At 67.2% G+C, this 14,794-nt stretch carries 17 protein-coding genes; 3 read left to right on the forward strand and 14 right to left on the reverse strand.

What is annotated here, in order from left to right; all coding sequences use genetic code 11:
- Nucleotides 1–13: 13 nt before the first annotated feature.
- The 8 genes from ACUWEX_RS09315 to ACUWEX_RS09350 form a co-directional block, all read right to left on the reverse strand.
- Nucleotides 14–694, reverse strand: a complete 681-nt coding sequence (locus ACUWEX_RS09315) for a hypothetical protein (RefSeq protein WP_445996054.1) — start codon at nucleotides 692–694, stop codon at nucleotides 14–16.
- Entirely contained in the window at nucleotides 687–1,220 is a 534-nt protein-coding gene (locus ACUWEX_RS09320) for a hypothetical protein (RefSeq protein ID WP_445996055.1), read from the reverse strand. Before ACUWEX_RS09320 ends, ACUWEX_RS09315 begins: the two co-directional genes overlap by 8 nt.
- A gap of 177 nt (nucleotides 1,221–1,397) precedes the next feature.
- Complete coding sequence (locus ACUWEX_RS09325) at nucleotides 1,398–1,835, reverse strand: hypothetical protein (RefSeq protein ID WP_445996056.1); 438 nt, start codon at nucleotides 1,833–1,835, stop codon at nucleotides 1,398–1,400.
- Between the two features lie 143 nt (nucleotides 1,836–1,978).
- Nucleotides 1,979–2,347, reverse strand: a complete 369-nt coding sequence (locus ACUWEX_RS09330) for a hypothetical protein (protein ID WP_445996057.1) — start codon at nucleotides 2,345–2,347, stop codon at nucleotides 1,979–1,981.
- 104 nt (nucleotides 2,348–2,451) lie between these two features.
- Complete coding sequence (locus ACUWEX_RS09335; protein WP_445996058.1) at nucleotides 2,452–3,081, reverse strand: hypothetical protein; 630 nt, start codon at nucleotides 3,079–3,081, stop codon at nucleotides 2,452–2,454.
- Nucleotides 3,082–3,172: 91 nt separating this feature from the next.
- The gene (locus ACUWEX_RS09340; protein ID WP_445996059.1) at nucleotides 3,173–3,718 is read right to left on the reverse strand and encodes a hypothetical protein; all 546 of its coding nucleotides are present in this window, start codon (nucleotides 3,716–3,718) and stop codon (nucleotides 3,173–3,175) included.
- Between the two features lie 4 nt (nucleotides 3,719–3,722).
- Entirely contained in the window at nucleotides 3,723–4,394 is a 672-nt protein-coding gene (locus ACUWEX_RS09345; protein ID WP_445996060.1) for a hypothetical protein, read from the reverse strand.
- Nucleotides 4,395–4,477: 83 nt separating this feature from the next.
- Nucleotides 4,478–5,071 (reverse strand): MarR family winged helix-turn-helix transcriptional regulator, encoded by a 594-nt coding sequence (locus ACUWEX_RS09350; protein WP_445996061.1) that lies wholly within the window; start codon nucleotides 5,069–5,071, stop codon nucleotides 4,478–4,480.
- Nucleotides 5,072–5,110: 39 nt separating this feature from the next.
- On the opposite strand from ACUWEX_RS09350, the gene ACUWEX_RS09355 reads away from it, so the two are divergent.
- Nucleotides 5,111–6,076 (forward strand): DMT family transporter, encoded by a 966-nt coding sequence (locus ACUWEX_RS09355; protein ID WP_445996062.1) that lies wholly within the window; start codon nucleotides 5,111–5,113, stop codon nucleotides 6,074–6,076.
- On the opposite strand, the gene ACUWEX_RS09360 is transcribed toward ACUWEX_RS09355, so the two are convergent.
- On the reverse strand, nucleotides 6,051–7,346 hold the full coding sequence (locus ACUWEX_RS09360; RefSeq protein WP_445996063.1) for a TolB family protein: 1,296 nt from the start codon (nucleotides 7,344–7,346) through the stop codon (nucleotides 6,051–6,053). The genes ACUWEX_RS09355 and ACUWEX_RS09360 overlap by 26 nt on opposite strands.
- A gap of 151 nt (nucleotides 7,347–7,497) precedes the next feature.
- Nucleotides 7,498–8,076: a DinB family protein gene (locus tag ACUWEX_RS09365; RefSeq protein WP_445996064.1), complete on the reverse strand. Its 579-nt coding sequence runs from the start codon at nucleotides 8,074–8,076 to the stop codon at nucleotides 7,498–7,500.
- A gap of 92 nt (nucleotides 8,077–8,168) precedes the next feature.
- Between ACUWEX_RS09365 and ACUWEX_RS09370 the strand changes: the two genes are divergently transcribed.
- On the forward strand, nucleotides 8,169–9,380 hold the full coding sequence (locus ACUWEX_RS09370; RefSeq protein ID WP_445996065.1) for an NAD-dependent epimerase/dehydratase family protein: 1,212 nt from the start codon (nucleotides 8,169–8,171) through the stop codon (nucleotides 9,378–9,380).
- 143 nt (nucleotides 9,381–9,523) lie between these two features.
- Entirely contained in the window at nucleotides 9,524–10,159 is a 636-nt protein-coding gene (locus tag ACUWEX_RS09375) for a hypothetical protein (RefSeq protein ID WP_445996066.1), read from the forward strand.
- A 5-nt stretch (nucleotides 10,160–10,164) separates the two neighbouring features.
- On the opposite strand, the gene ACUWEX_RS09380 is transcribed toward ACUWEX_RS09375, so the two are convergent.
- From ACUWEX_RS09380 to cmk, 4 genes are all read right to left on the reverse strand, one after another.
- Nucleotides 10,165–11,373, reverse strand: coding sequence for a mechanosensitive ion channel family protein (locus tag ACUWEX_RS09380; RefSeq protein WP_079728004.1), 1,209 nt, complete (start codon nucleotides 11,371–11,373; stop codon nucleotides 10,165–10,167).
- 235 nt (nucleotides 11,374–11,608) lie between these two features.
- Nucleotides 11,609–12,598 carry an NUDIX hydrolase gene (locus ACUWEX_RS09385; protein ID WP_445996067.1) on the reverse strand — a complete coding sequence of 330 codons (990 nt, stop codon included), beginning with the start codon at nucleotides 12,596–12,598 and terminating at the stop codon, nucleotides 11,609–11,611.
- A 3-nt stretch (nucleotides 12,599–12,601) separates the two neighbouring features.
- Complete coding sequence (gene der, locus ACUWEX_RS09390; RefSeq protein ID WP_079727840.1) at nucleotides 12,602–14,110, reverse strand: ribosome biogenesis GTPase Der; 1,509 nt, start codon at nucleotides 14,108–14,110, stop codon at nucleotides 12,602–12,604.
- Complete coding sequence (gene cmk / locus ACUWEX_RS09395; RefSeq protein ID WP_445996068.1) at nucleotides 14,103–14,792, reverse strand: (d)CMP kinase; 690 nt, start codon at nucleotides 14,790–14,792, stop codon at nucleotides 14,103–14,105. Before cmk ends, der begins: the two co-directional genes overlap by 8 nt.
- Nucleotides 14,793–14,794: the final 2 nt, after the last annotated feature.

The raw sequence follows: 14,794 nt of genomic DNA on the forward strand, positions 1-14,794 counted from the left end.
ACGTGGGGTGTCATCATCCGACTGCTTTCGTGGGCGGGGTGCTGATAGAGACGTCGGGGATGGTGCCGCTGAACGTGTGGGCGAGGAGCGTGGTGGTTTGGCCGAGCGACCGCAAAGCCGAGAGCGCGAGGAACAGGAACAGGAAGCACTGAAGGAAGATGAGGATCTGACGTGGTGTCATGGCTTCGCCGAGAGACAGGATGGTGATGCCGGAGGTCAGGCCGACGAAGAAGACGGACATCAGGGCTGTGACGGCGAAGGTCAGGGAACGGCGTCGACGGCGGACGATTGAGATGACGAGGGCTTTGGTGTCGGCATCCACGTGATAGCCGTCGGGGATGGGGGCTTTCTCGAGGGCGGCGATGACGGGTGGGAGCGGGGTCCAGGAGAGGGCGTCAGCGCGGAGGTCGCGCAGATACCAGACGCCGAGTGCGATCACGATCGAGGCGCCTCCCGCGGCGGCCGCGAGCATGAGGATGAGGGTGCCGGCCGAGAGGCGGGGGTTGGCGGCGAGCGCGATGATTCCGGCGCCCACGAGCCCGCCGACGACGGCCGATGCTGCAACGATGAGGAGCAGGGTGAGGATGCGGCGCAGCGAGAAGAACTGGCGCACGCTGCGGGCGTAGACGCGCCAGCCTTCGGACCACCAGTTGCGCGGGGCGGCTGTGGGATGGTCAAGGTGAGCGCTAGTCATGAGATGGGCCCTGCTGGGTGGTGTCCGGCCGGGCGCTGCCGAGGCGGCTGAGGAGTGGGCCGTGGGAGCCCAGGAGCTTGAGGGCGAGGATGCTCAAGGTTCCGTTCGAGATGGCCATCAATGCCATCAGGACAACAAGGATCGGTGAGCCTCGCGTGACGACACCGTAGCTCGCCGCGAGGAGCATCAGCAGCGAAACGGACAAGTAGATGAGGATGAAGAGCGGCAGGCGCTCGCGCAGATCGGCTATGAGTCCTCGTACGTAGGTCTGGGTCGGAAGGTCGGCGAGCGCCGGGTCAGTCTCGCCCGAGAAGACGCGGCGAGTCTCGACCGGCGCGATACGCGACACCCTCCGCGCGGTGCGGTCACGCCGGCTCACTATGAGACCGGTGAGCACAGCGGCGACAAAACCCGTGAACAAGCCGAACAGCCCGACGAAGAATGTGGCGGACTCGTTACCGGCACCCGGAAGAGCCGAGCTGAGCCACCAGCCGAACAATCCACCCACAGCACCGGCGACGGTCACGACGGCCAGACCGATCTGCCACCGCGGGGAACGCAGCGTGTGTCGAACAGACGCAGCGGTGAGGCGCCATCCGTCGCGCCACCACACGGCGATCGGGGGTCGAACTATCGAAGCGAACGGGGCATTCTTGCCCGTCACGTGCTTTCGGGACCCCTCGTCTGTGCTCGAAGTCATGGTTCAGACCATCCTGTGATCGTGAGGGCTGCCGCTCGAAGCCGGGGCGCTGCTCGGGTTCTCAGACGAGGGTGCGGTTGCGCGGCGGTTCACTGCCAAGAGCGCGACCGCCGCCGGGATGACGAGGGCGAACGTTGCGGCGCCCGCCCACATCCAAGCCGAGGCGTTGGCCGTCCATGATGACGAGGTCGCCGCAAGCCATACGCCCACCATGATGCTGCTGCCGATCGTGACCGCAGCGACGGAGAAGGCGACGAGGGCGAGGCTGGCGTGCAGGCGCCGCGGATCGATGTTGGGTCGCTCAGACCCGGGTCCGCGTTGGCGGTCGGCTTGGCGAACCACGACGTAGTGAAGGACCAGCGGCAGGAATGGCAGCACGACGAGTGACAGGTGAAGATCGGGGTTGATGCGGTTCAGCACGATGAGCGTAGACGTGGTCACTACTGCGCCCACCACGTACTCGATCGGCACGAGGCGCCAGACGTTCCTTCGCCGCCGGTGGGGCTCTGCGGGTGTCGCTGCCCCTTGCCCCTGGGCACGCCTCCCGGACGGGTGATCGAAGAACTTCTTGCCATTGCTCGATGTCATTGCTCAGACCATCCCTCGATCACGTGCGCCACGGCACGGCGTCGGATGAAGACGCGACCGATGAGGATGCCGGCCGTTCCGAGGGCGGTGAGGATAAAGGCCCACAGGTAGATGCCTCTCGGGTCGGAGACGGTGAGGTCGTCGGCCGAAATGAGCGATGTTGCGATCAAACCGATTCCTATCGTGAGCGAGGACACGGAGAGGGCGAACAACGCCTCTTCCTTCGGATGTCCGATCGGTACCGAGGGTGGCCGGTTGTCGACGGGCTCCGTGGTGCGGCGGGAGAGAACGAAATGTTCCCGCACGGGGATGATCCAGAGAAACGCCACAGCCAGGGGGAAAGCGCCCAGCTGGACGACGAGCATGATCCCGATCACGAAGCAGACGACGAACGCGCCGACATACCAAGGCGATATGTGCCTCCAAAAGCCGGGAGCATGCGTCGGCCGGTCAGGAGCTGGAAGGTTCGTCACGGTCGAGACTCCCCCTCCGCCGTCGTCGTCGTCGTCGTCGTCGAAGAAGCTTCGGATGCGGACGGCGCCGACGATCTTTCGAGCAGGAGCGCCTCGAGCGCAGCGATGTGGGCCGTCGAGCGACCGAGCGAGCGGAAGCCCAGGAAGAGGCTCGCACCCCCGACCACGATGAGCACAGCACCGGCAACGAGGCGCAATTCATACATCGAAGCATCGTCTTGAACGAGCAGCATCACGTTATAGGTCGTGTAGAGAACGCCACCGAGAGCAACCGCAATGAGCCCGCTCGGCGCTGTGCGCTGGGAGATGCGCAAACGGTCTCTGGCAACTTCGATGAGCCGCGTTTCAGTTTCCTGGCCCCGCTCGGGGTGCACCACCAGCATTCGCACCTGGCGTTCCTCGGCGCGTTCGAGCGCTCGCGGCCTGGTGTCCCTCTCCATCGCTCCAATGAGGCGGATGGATGCGGCGCAGGTGATCGCCAGTGCACCGAAGAACACACCCAGCGTCACGACAGTCGCGACCGACTGGACGACCGATGAATCGGGCGAGCCGATCCGGGCGAACAGAACGCTCAGCAGCAGACCGCCCACGACGCCGACCAGCGCTCCGACCGCTCCAACGATCACAACCCGTCGACCAGCCGGATGCGGAAACACCCGTCTCACGTAAACGGCGATCAGTCGCCAACCCTCGCCCCACCAACCGCTCGGAGACACGTCACTGCGAGACATCGCGGTCCCTTCTCGAGGCGATCCATCGGCTTGCCAGGAGCAACACCAAGCCGGCACCCATTGTCGCGAGCGACCAGAGGAGAACAGTGGGTCCCGTTTCGGGCGCAAGAGTTTCGGGGTGACGCCACGCGAGCAGAGCCATCCCCGCGCCGATCATGGCGAGTGTGAGCGCGACCGCGAAGCGCGCTTCATCGCGCCATCCGCCTGAAGAGAGGTCGAACCAGAAGTCGGGGGCTTCGCCGCCGACGATACGACGGTATTCATCGGCAGCATCGGCGGGGGCGACACCCTGGGCGCTCGCCGTCTCGACATAGGCGCGCGCGTCGGCCTCATCCTGCCTCGACGAACGCACGTAACCAGCGACGATAGGCAACCACAACAGGGCGAACCCTGCGGGGAACGGCCCGATCGCGAAGAAGACGAAGAATCCGACCGCGGTCGTGACGGCCGCGCCACCCACATACCACCACGGTATGTGGCGCCAGACGCCCGATCCGGACGGGAGCTCACGCTCGGCCGCGCGCTCAGGCATCCGCTCAGACATTCGTTACTCGGGATGGGTGGCCGAATCTCTGTCGCGCAACAGGCTCGATCAGCCCCAGGCGCCAGTCCGTGAGACCGAGCATGCGAACGCCGAACACCTGGATGCCGACCATGACCACGATCGTTGCAGCCCAGACACGGCCGACCACGCTGATCTCGCCGCTGGCGGAGACGTTGGTCGCAACGAGCACGATCCACAAACCGATGAGCAGACCGTTGCCGACGATGCTCGCCGATAACGTCGAACGATGAGTCCGCAGTGAATCGGTAACCCGCACGAGCGTCGCGTCGTCGGCGTGCGGGGCCGTGGACGGGTTACGACGCAGAGCGCGATTGCGTGCTCGGTCGACGCGCGAGCTGGTTCGAGGTCGCGGCTGGAGCTCGTATTCGAGCATGGTTGCGCTGCAGATTGTGAGGGACACTCCAAGTAGCGCGCCGCCTCCTGCTGCAACCGCGGCCCATCCGACAATCAACGTATTCAGCCCGCCCGAAAGCAGCACATCGAATCCAAGAGAGGCGCTCCCGACGAAGATCGCCAGAACAAAACCGATGACGATCGCCATCGTCCGCCGACGCCCACGAAGCACGTAGGGCACATACCCCGCGACAAGCCGCCACCCGGCACGCCACAGTGCGGCCTCGCTCGGGCGCTCAGATGCGCTCATGACTCCCCCTCATGTCATCAGCACACTAGCGCCTCGGCGTGTCGTGGCGGGATGCTTGCGCGAGATTGTAACGAGGTGGGTGTTCAGCCGTCGACGTGCCCCAACCACTTCGCGAGCAGCGACTCGAGCTGCCTGACATCCGCCGCGGGCATGCCCTCGAGCAGCCGATGTTCGTTCGCGATGTGGTCGGTGAACGCCGCGTCGATCACGCGCCGCCCCTCGGCCGTCAGGGCCACCACGCGCCCGCGCCCATCCTCGGACGAGGCCCGGCGCGTGACGAGTCCGGCACCCTCGAGCCGGTCGATGCGTTTGCTCATCGCGCCCGTCGTCACCATGGTGTGCTGGGCGAGCTCGCCGGGTGCCCGCTCGAAGGGTTCGCCGGCGCGGCGCAGGGCGGCCAACACGTCGAACTCCCCCTCGGTGAGGCCGTGCTCGCGATAGACGACCGTGATCTCGTCCATCAGGAGCGCCGCGAGTCGATGCAGACGCCCGAAGACGCCCTGGGGCGACACGTCGAGGTCAGGGCGCTCACGCTCCCACTCGGCCTGGATGCGGGCAACGTGGTCGTCCCGGCCATCGCGGTCCCCGCGCTGAGCTCGGTCGTCGCGCACAGCCCACCCCTCGCGCCCAGCACGCTCTTCGGGGTCATCGCGCGGGGAACCCGGTTTCGCACTCATGCCTGCACTATACCTTCCCAGGAAGCTATATTAACTTCCATGGAAGATAAATGGCACTGGGTCCTCATCACCGCTGTCGCACCCATCGCGTGGGGCAGCACCTACTTCGTGACGAAACAACTCCTCCCCGCCGACAGCCCGCTCTGGGGAGCCGCCATCCGCGCACTTCCGGCCGGCATTCTGCTCATGTTGCTCGCCCGACGCCGGCCGCGCGGCATGTGGTGGTGGAGGTCGGCGGTGCTCGGCATCCTCAACGTCGGCGCGTTCTTCGTGCTGCTCTATGTGGCCGCGCAACTGCTGCCGTCGAGCGTCGCCGCGAGCATCATGGCCGCCGCACCCCTCATCATGATCGGCCTTGCCTGGGCCCTCGCCTCGGAACGCCCCGTCCCCCGCGTGGTCGCCGGCGCACTGATCGGGATGCTGGGGGTGCTCCTCATCGTCGCCACCTCGTCCACGGGGGTCAACGCGTGGGGTGTCATCGCTTCGGCGAGCGCCATGGTGATGTCGGCGCTCGGCTACGTGCTCTCGAAGAGGTGGGCGAGCGACATCCCCGTCTTGTCGCTGACGGCATGGCAGTTGCTCGCGGGCGGAGGCGCCTTGACTGTTGCGGCGCTCATATTCGAGGGCGCTCCCCCGGCACTCGACACGGGAGCCATCCTCGGTTTCGCCTACGTCAGCGTGATCGCAACAGCCCTGGCCTTCTGGTGCTGGTTCATGGGCCTCAAGCGCCTGAGCGCCGGAACGGTCGGCGTCATCGGCCTGCTCAACCCCGTCACGGGCGTGCTGCTCGGCACGATCTTCGCGGCCGAACCCCTGACGATCATTCAGATCGGCGGCGTCATCCTGGTCCTCCTCGGCGTCATCGTCGGCCAGCAACGATCCGCTCGTGCGACACCAGAATCAGTCGGTCGCCCGAGCACAAAAAACGAGCCCGGCCGACGCATCACACGTCAGCCGGGCTCGTCCGAGAGTCAACCGATCAGCAGTCCAGAGCGGGAACGTTGATCGTCACCGTGTTCGACGGCCCGGTTTCGACACCCGCGGCGGTCACACCCTTCACGGTGTAAATAAGCGTCTTGGCATCCTGCGCCCACCACTGCGTGCTCGAGAAGGTCGTCGAGAGCGTCCCCGCGTTCAAGCGCGTGTTCGTCACATTCTTGATGTTCGTGCCGTTCTCATAAATGTGATACGACGCAACGGATGCCTTGGGGTCCGCCTTCCACGAGGCCTTCAAGTCCAGCCAGGCGTAGGTTCCCCCGTTGTTCCCGCAGTAGCCCACGCGGGACACGGCCAGCGCGCTCGGGTCGTTGACCGCGGTCACCTTCGGCTGCCAGGCGGTCGCACCCGCGTGGCCGGTCGTCGCAGCGAGCAACTTCAGGTTCGTGCCGTTCTTCGACATGACCGCAATCTGCTGGTATTCGTTCTGCGCGGCGGGGCTGTAGACGAAGGCGATCGAGGATCCGTCGGGCGACCAGACCACGTCCGTTGCCTGGCGCAGGCCCATGTTGGCGGTCAGGTTGACGAAGTTCGTTCCGTTCACCGACACGCGTGCGATGTCGAGACGCTGAGTGGTTTCGCCTTGCCACAGTGTCAGAAGAACGGTGGAACCATCCGGCGCCAGTCGCGGTGCGCTGAACGGCGAGCTGAACTCAGCACCGGTTACAGACTGGCTCGGCAAGTTCTTACACGTCTTCGCGCTGGTCGTCGTCGAGATCGTGCACAGCTGGTTGGTCTTGTTCACGTACAGCACACGGTCGCTATCGGGGTACCACGACACGGAGCGAGACACGCTCGGCATATCGGCCGTGTTGGTGACCTCCTTCTTCCCTGTGCCATCCGGGTTAGACGTGACGATGCGCGACGCCGCATTGTCCGAGCTCACCACGTAGGCGATGCGCGCGCCGTTCGGCGACCAGACCGGGGCCAGGGGGTAGTTCGTCGTGAAGGTCTCCCCGCTGTAGAGCGTCTTCTTGTTGGTGTAATCCGCCTTGGCGGTCACGACGTTCGACGGCTGCCCGGCCTCCGGCTGGGACGTATAGACGATGCGCGTACCGTCGGGTGAGAACGAAACGTTCTGGTCATAGATGGTGGCGCCGGCGTATTTCGCAATGCCCGACGACGTGCCGTCCGGTTTGATGGTGTAGCCGTAGCCGTGGTAGATGTTGCCGTTGGTGGTGATGGTCGTGGCGGCGGTGGCGGCGGCCGCTGGCAGCAGCGCAAGTGCCAGGGCGGCGGCGGCCCCCGTGGCCAAAATGTGTAGCGACCTTCTCTTCACAGCGTTCCCCTTTGTGACGTCAGAGCCAGAATGAGCCCACTCGTCGGGGCTCGCACCCAGAGTGCCAGGCGGCGACGCGTCGAGGAAGGGGTACTCCTACCCTCCCCGTCCGCCGAGCCCTTCGCCGGTGATTCGGATGCTGTGAGCGCCCCTATTCGGTCAACCCCGCCGCCTCACGAGCCGCACGCTCGATCGTGTCGTGCACCTCGACCCAGTGCGCTGCATCCGTCGTCGAGATGTTCGGGTCATTCGGCCCGTTGCCCACCGAGCCGTCGATGAGTTCGCGCAGGATGTCGGCGTGCCCCGCGTGACGCGATGTCTCGACCGTCATGTGCACGAGAATTTGATGCAGCGTCACGTTGCCGCGCTCCCCCGGCCACCACGGCACCCGGCCCGGCGCATCGATGTCGAGGGCCTGGATGGTGGCGTCGGTCTGCTCGTTCGAGTAGTGGTGGAAGTCGATGATCTCGGCGAGCGACTCGTCGGCCGTGGCCCACATATCGGCGTCGGTCGTCATGTCCCATGCGATCGGGCGGTCGGCGGGGCGCCCGAACACGTCCGTGAAGTAACCGAGCTGCGTGCTCGCAACGTGTTTGATCAGGCCGATCAGGTTAGTGCCGGTGGGCACGAGGGGCCGCCGGGCGTCGTATTCGCCGAGCCCGTCGAGCTTGCCGAGCAGGTCGGCGCGCCTGACTTTCAGGTACCCGTGCAGCTGTTCTTTGTGATGCATGCTCCGACTATGCCGCCATCGCGCGCGACGCGCCAGGTCTGCCGTCAGCGAACCCGGCCCGCTCCGGCCCCGCACCTTGGTTGACTGACCCCATGAGACTCCTCGTTTTGGGCGGCACAGCATGGTTGGGCGGCGAGATCGTTACGGCGGCACTCGCCTCGGGTCACGAGGTCACGTGCCTCGCGCGCGGCGAATCGGGTCGTGTGCCCACCGGTGCCCGCTTCATCAGCGCCGACCGCGACAAGCCGGATGCCTACGCCAGCGTGCTGCCCTCGACATCCGAGCCATCGCCCGAACGCTGGGATGCCGTCATCGACCTCTCCCGCTCCCTCGACCAGGTGCGAGCCGCCGTCGACGCCCTCGAGACCCACGCCGACGCCTACCTCTTTGTCTCCTCGACGAGCGCCTACGCCAGCCAATCCGAACGCAACGCCGACGAGGATGCCGTCACCTTCCCCGATCCCGACCCCACCACCCCGGCCGCCGACGTGCCTTACGGGGTCGCGAAGGCCGCCGCCGAGCGAGCCGTCCTCGCAGCCTTCGGCCCCGACCGTAGCGCCATCGTCCGCCCTGGCCTGATCGGCGGCCCCGGCGACCCGACCGGCCGCAGCACCTACTGGCCCACCCGTTTCGCGCGCGCCGCCGAGGAGCCCACCCGTATCACGCCGGCAGCGGAAGAGCCCACCCGTTTCGCGCCGGCAGCCGAAGAGCCGGCTAAAACAGCGCAGCTCACATCCCCGTCCGACGACGAGCGGATAGTTCCCACCCACGCCCAGCGCCCGGTTCTCGTCCCCGCGGTCCCCGACCTGCCGACGGCGCTCATCGATGTGCGCGACCTCGCGGCCTTCATCGTCAGCCTCGTCGAGCGCGGCATCCGCGGAGTCTTCAACGCAACCAGCCCCGCCCTCCCCTTCTCCGAGCACGTCGCCATCGCACGCCAGGCCGTCAACCACATGGGCCCGGTCATCGAGGTCGACGAACGCTGGCTGCTCGACAACGGCGTCTCCCCGTGGGCCGGCCCGCGCAGCCTCCCGCTCTGGATCGACGATCGCGACTGGTGGGGCATGAACGACCGCGACGTGTCGCGAGCCCTCGAAGCGGGGGTGCAGCTGCGCCCCCTCGCCGACACGCTGGCCGACATCCTGGCCGCCGAGCGCGCGGCGAACTCGCAGCAATCGAATTCTGACGCCAGCGCCCTCACCGACGACACCGAGAAAACTGCTGCCGCAGCACGCAACACCACGCGGGCTGGTCTCTCCGACGCCGATGAAGAGCAGCTCCTCACATCCTGGACGACGCGTTAACTGACTACTGGCGACGATGCCGTCCCGGACGACACCGCAGCAGCCTATGGTGGACCAACGGCAACTTTCGCGATACTCCACGCTCCATTGAGGGACGCATGACCCGGCGCACGAACCACACGCCCGCGATCGATAATGGAGAGATGACCGCACCCATCATTTCGCTGCGCGATATCGGCACGCCACCGTCCGACGAGCCCCGCACCGCACGCACCCTGCGGGCCCTCACCACGGCGCTGCTCGAACTGCTCGAACACAAAGACCTGAACGACATCGGTGTCGCCGAGTTGTGCCGGGCGGCCGATGTGCACCGCACCACCTTCTACGGCCACTACCGAGGCATCGAGGAACTCGCAGCCGACATCTTCGGGCGCATCGTCGACCGCCTCGCCACGGTCGACGTCACCCGTGACAGCCTCGCCCAGCCGTCGGTCGTGAGCGCCAGCTACCAGGCGTCAATGCGCCAGATCCTGGCCCACGTCAGTGAGGAGCGCCCCGCCTATCGCGCACTGTTCCTCGCGAAGAACGATGCCGGGTTCCGACGCATCCTCGTGTCGACCCTGCACAAGCGCATCTCCATCGCCCTCGACTTCTGGCGCGAGGCCGGTGTCGAGATGTCGCCGGCGGGTTCGGCCGAGGCCGCGGCCGCCTACTTCGCTGGCGGCACGATGGCCTGCATCGAACAGTGGGCCCTGGGCGAAGACACCGACGCCGAGGCCTATGCCGCGGCCGTCATGTCGCTTCTGCCGGCCTGGTGGCCCACGCCCGTCTCGGCCTGAGCGGCCTAGCCGCGATCAGAACCGTCCGCTGCCAGCGCCGCCTCCTCCGGGCTGATCGTCGTGATCCGCCCGGTGAACAGACTCGCGCGCTCCTCACCCGCCTGGTCGCCCGAGAACAAGCCGTGCGCATCCGTCGGCACGTTCTTCTTCTCGCGCGTCGGCGCCCGCTTCTCGCCGGGCTCCGTGATGACGACGCGCTCGCGCGGCAGCGCACCCGGGCTCGTCTCGTGCAGCCACGTCACGAGGGCCTCACGCACGTAGCAGCGCAGGTCGAACAGCGTCGGCGCGTCGACCGCGGTCACGAGCACGCGGATGCGCACATAGCCACCCACGGCGTCCGTCACCTGCAACACCGAGGCGCGACCATCCCACAGCTCGGTTTCGGCCAGCACACGGTCGAGTTCTTCTCGCATCTGCGCGGGCGACACGCGCCAGTCGAGGTCGAACTCGACGGCACCCAGCAGCTCGGAGTTGCGACGCGTCCAGTTCTGGAACGGCGTCGACGTGAAGTAGGTGGAGGGCAGAACCATGCGGCGGTCGTCCCACAGGTGCACGACCACATAGGTCAGCGTGATCTCTTCGACGCGGCCCCATTCGGTCTCGACGATCACGACGTCGTCCACGCGGATGGCATCGCTGAACGCCAATTGCATGCCCGCGAACACGTTCGCCAGGCTCGACTGCGCGGCCAGACCGGCCACGATCGACACCACACCGGCCGACGCCAGGATGCTGCCACCCACCGCCTGCGCGCCCGGGAACGTGAGCAGGATCGACGCGATCGCGACGATCACGATGACCACAACGGTCAGGCGCCGCAGGATCAACACCTGCGTGCGCACGCGTCGCGCCACCCGGTTGTCCGCCACATCGATGCGATACCGGTCGAGTCCGGCGTCCTCGAAGAACAGGGCCAGGGATGCCACGAGCCACGCCCCGGCCGCGATCATCAGAATCCGCGCCACAAAGTCGATCGAGTTGCGCCACTCGGCATCGTTGACGGCCATGGCCAGCGCCACCCAAACGAGGGCGATCAGCAGCACGACGCGGAACGGCCGCCGCACGCGGTCCACGAAGCGCTGCACCCAGCGTTCCCGCCGGGCGATGCGCCGGAACACGAACGCCACGATCGCGGTGATCACGATGGCGGCGAGTGCTCCGAGGGCGGCGGAGACGCCCGCCCTCACGAAGACATTGTCGAAGAATTCCTGCACGGATGGCTCCACTCACGGGTCACGGTTGTCGGTGTCACGCAAACGCCATCGTTCACAACTACTGATCTATGCTCGCAGCTTCTCCCCCGTACGCCGAAACTCAGCCGGGTGTGGCCCGGCAGTTCCATGAACGCACGCTGAACGTTCCGACCGTCGATCTGGGCGCGCAAGCGCGCCTAACCACCGCCTCCAACAGTGCGGTCTTGGTAACCCGGTCGCTCGACCCGCCCGCGCTTCAGCGTTCGGCGGCGTCGACCAGCTGCAAGAACGAGCTGGGCCCGAGCGTCGTCGCGCCGAGCATCTCGACACGTTCCACGAGCTCACGATCGGCGGTCACCACGGTCACGACATTCGCTCCCGCGCCCGCACCTGCACCTGCACCCGCACTCGCCCTGGCATCCGCATCGGCATCGGCATCGGCATCGGCATCGGCATCGGCATCGGCATCGGCATCGGCGAACGCCAACACCTCCCCCACGACATCCACAACCGCCTGGTCGCCATCCCGCTCGGCAACCCGCACCTCGACACCCGGCAGCAACGCCTCACGCGCCTCATCGCCCGCCCACGTCTCGGCCACACTCGCGGCCCGACCCTCGACAACGACAACGACGCGTGGCCAACGAAGAACGCCGTCGCCCAGATCGAACCCGCCCGCCGCCGCATCCTCGATGCGGGTGAGCAGAGCGGATGTCGCCCCCGCCCGATCCTTCCACCACCCGTTCGGCCGAGACCCCACAACGTTGGCGGCGTCGACCACTAGCGTCGTGCGTTCGCGCAGCAGCGCGCGCAACGTCGGCCAGGCTTCGTCGAAGCTCGGATGCAGCGGCAACCCGTCGACCTCGTCGACCGCCACCCACCGCAACTCGATCGACTCGGGGTCGGCGACGACGGCCTCGAACGGCCGCACGACGTCGACGATCACGGTCGTGTAGCTCCAGAACCCGATGTCCACGACGATCGCCGAGCGCAGCCGCACGCCATCGCGCGGAACGGCGGCCTCTTCGGCCGCCTCGCGCAACCCGCCGTCGACGGCCGACTCGCCCTCATGCCGAGCGCCGCCCGGCAGCGCCCAGGTGCCACCGAAGTGACTCCACTCGGCCCGATGCTGCAGCAGTACGCCGCGCGCCGGGTCGAACACCAGCACCCCGGCAGCGCCGTAGACGCCCCAACGGCGTATGCCGCCGGGGCCTTCCACCCACGCGTCGCCGGAGTCCCGGGTCATCGCTTAGGTGCGCTTCCGCTTCTCGCGCACGCGCATGTTGACCACGATGGGCGTGCCCTCGAAGCCGTAGATCTCGCGCAGGCGCCGCTGGATGTAGCGGCGGTAGCCCGGGTCGAGGAACCCGGTCGTGAAGAGCACGAATGTCGGCGGGCGCGACGCCACCTGCGTGCCGAAGAGCACACGGGGCTGCTTGCCACCGCGAACGGGGTGCGGGTGTGCCGCCGTGAGTTCGGCGAGGAAGGCGTTGAACTTGCCCGTGGGGATGCGGGTGTCCCACGACTCGAGCGCGAGCTCGAGGGCGGGGACGAGCTTCTCGAGGTGGCGGCCGGTGCGCGCGGACATGTTCACGCGGGGAGCCCAGGCCACGTGGGCGAGGTCCTGTTCGATCTCGCGTTCGAGGTAGCGGCGACGTTCGTCGTCGAGCAGGTCCCACTTGTTGAAGGCCAGCACGAGCGCACGGCCCGATTCGAGCACGAGGTCGATGATGCGGACATCCTGCTCGCTGATGGCCTGCGAGACGTCGATCATGACGACGGCCACTTCGGCCTTCTCGAGCGCGGCCGAGGTGCGCAGCGACGCATAGAAGTCGGCGCCCTGCTGCAGGTGCACGCGGCGACGGATGCCGGCGGTGTCGACGAAGCGCCACACCTTGCCGGCGATCTCGACCTGCTCGTCGACGGGGTCACGCGTGGTGCCGGCGAGCTCGTTCACGACGACGCGTTCTTCGCCGGCGGCGCGGTTCAAAAGGCTCGACTTGCCCACGTTGGGGCGGCCGAGGATGGCGACGCGACGCGGTCCGCCCACTTCCTGCTTGGCCACGGCCGAGATGAGCGGCAGCTTCTCGAGCACGGTGTCGAGCAGATCGGCGACGCCGCGGCCGTGCAGGGCCGAGACGGGCAGGGGCTCACCGAGGCCGAGCGACCACAGCGCGGCGGCGTTGGGCTCCTGGCGCACGTCGTCGACCTTGTTGGCGACGAGGAAGACGGGTTTGCCGGCCTTGCGCAGCATGCGCACGACCTGCTCGTCGGTGCTCGTGGCCCCGACGTTGGCGTCGACGACGAACATGACCGAGTCGGCCAGGTCGATGGCGACCTCGGCCTGCATGGCGACGGACGCGTCGATGCCCTTGGCGTCGGGCTCCCAGCCGCCGGTGTCGACGAGCGAGAACGGGCGCCCGTTCCATTCGGCCTTGTAGGTGACGCGGTCGCGCGTGACGCCGGGGGTGTCCTCGACGACGGCCTCGCGGCGGCCGAGGATGCGGTTCACGAGCGCGGACTTGCCCACGTTGGGGCGGCCGACGATCGCCACGACGGGCAGCGCCGGCAGGTAGGTGATCGCGTCGGGGTCGTCGGTGACGGCCTCGAGCAGATCGAAGTCTTCGTCATCGAGGTCATAGTCGGACAGGCCCGAGCGCAGCGCGTTGGCCCGCTGGGTGGCCAGGTCGTCGTCGAGCGTGCCGAGACGCTCGGCGAGTGAGTCGTCCGACTCCAGAGGTTCTTCGAAGTCAGCCATGGTTTTTCTCCTTGTTCGGCGGGGTGCCGCCGTTGATCACATCGACCACTGCCCGAACGGTTCCCTCGAAGTCGAGGTCCGTCGAATCCAGGGTCGTCACGCCGGGCGCAGCCGTCATGAAGTCTACGACGCGCGAGTCCGCGCTGTCGCGTTTGTGCAGTTGAGCGGCCACATCTTCGGCCGTCTGGGTGGTCACTTCGGCCGCGCGCCGGGCCATGCGGGCCTCGGGCGACGCGGTCAACAGGATGCGCACGGGGGCGTCGGGAGCCACGACGGTCGTGATGTCGCGGCCTTCCACGATGATGCCGGCAGCGGGCGACGAGCGGATGATCGAGCGGAACAGATCGGTCACGAACGCACGCACCTCGGGCACCCGGGCGATATCGCTGACGACCGCGGTGACACGGGGCTCACGGATGGCCTCGGTCACGTCGTCCTCGCCGACGCGCACGTAGTACTCCCCCGGGTTCGTGCCGATCTCGTAGTCGAAATCGACGAGCAGCGAGATCACCTGCTGGCTGTCGGCGGTGTCGCGCGACGACGCGAGGGCGAACCACGCCAGCGCGCGGTAGGCGGCGCCGGTGTCGAGGTAGTCGAAGCCCAGGCGCGCGGCGGTCGCCTTGGACACACTGGATTTGCCGCTGCCGGCGGGCCCGTCGATGGCCACGATCATGTCGGTCATAG

Source organism: Okibacterium fritillariae (assembly GCF_052783725.1).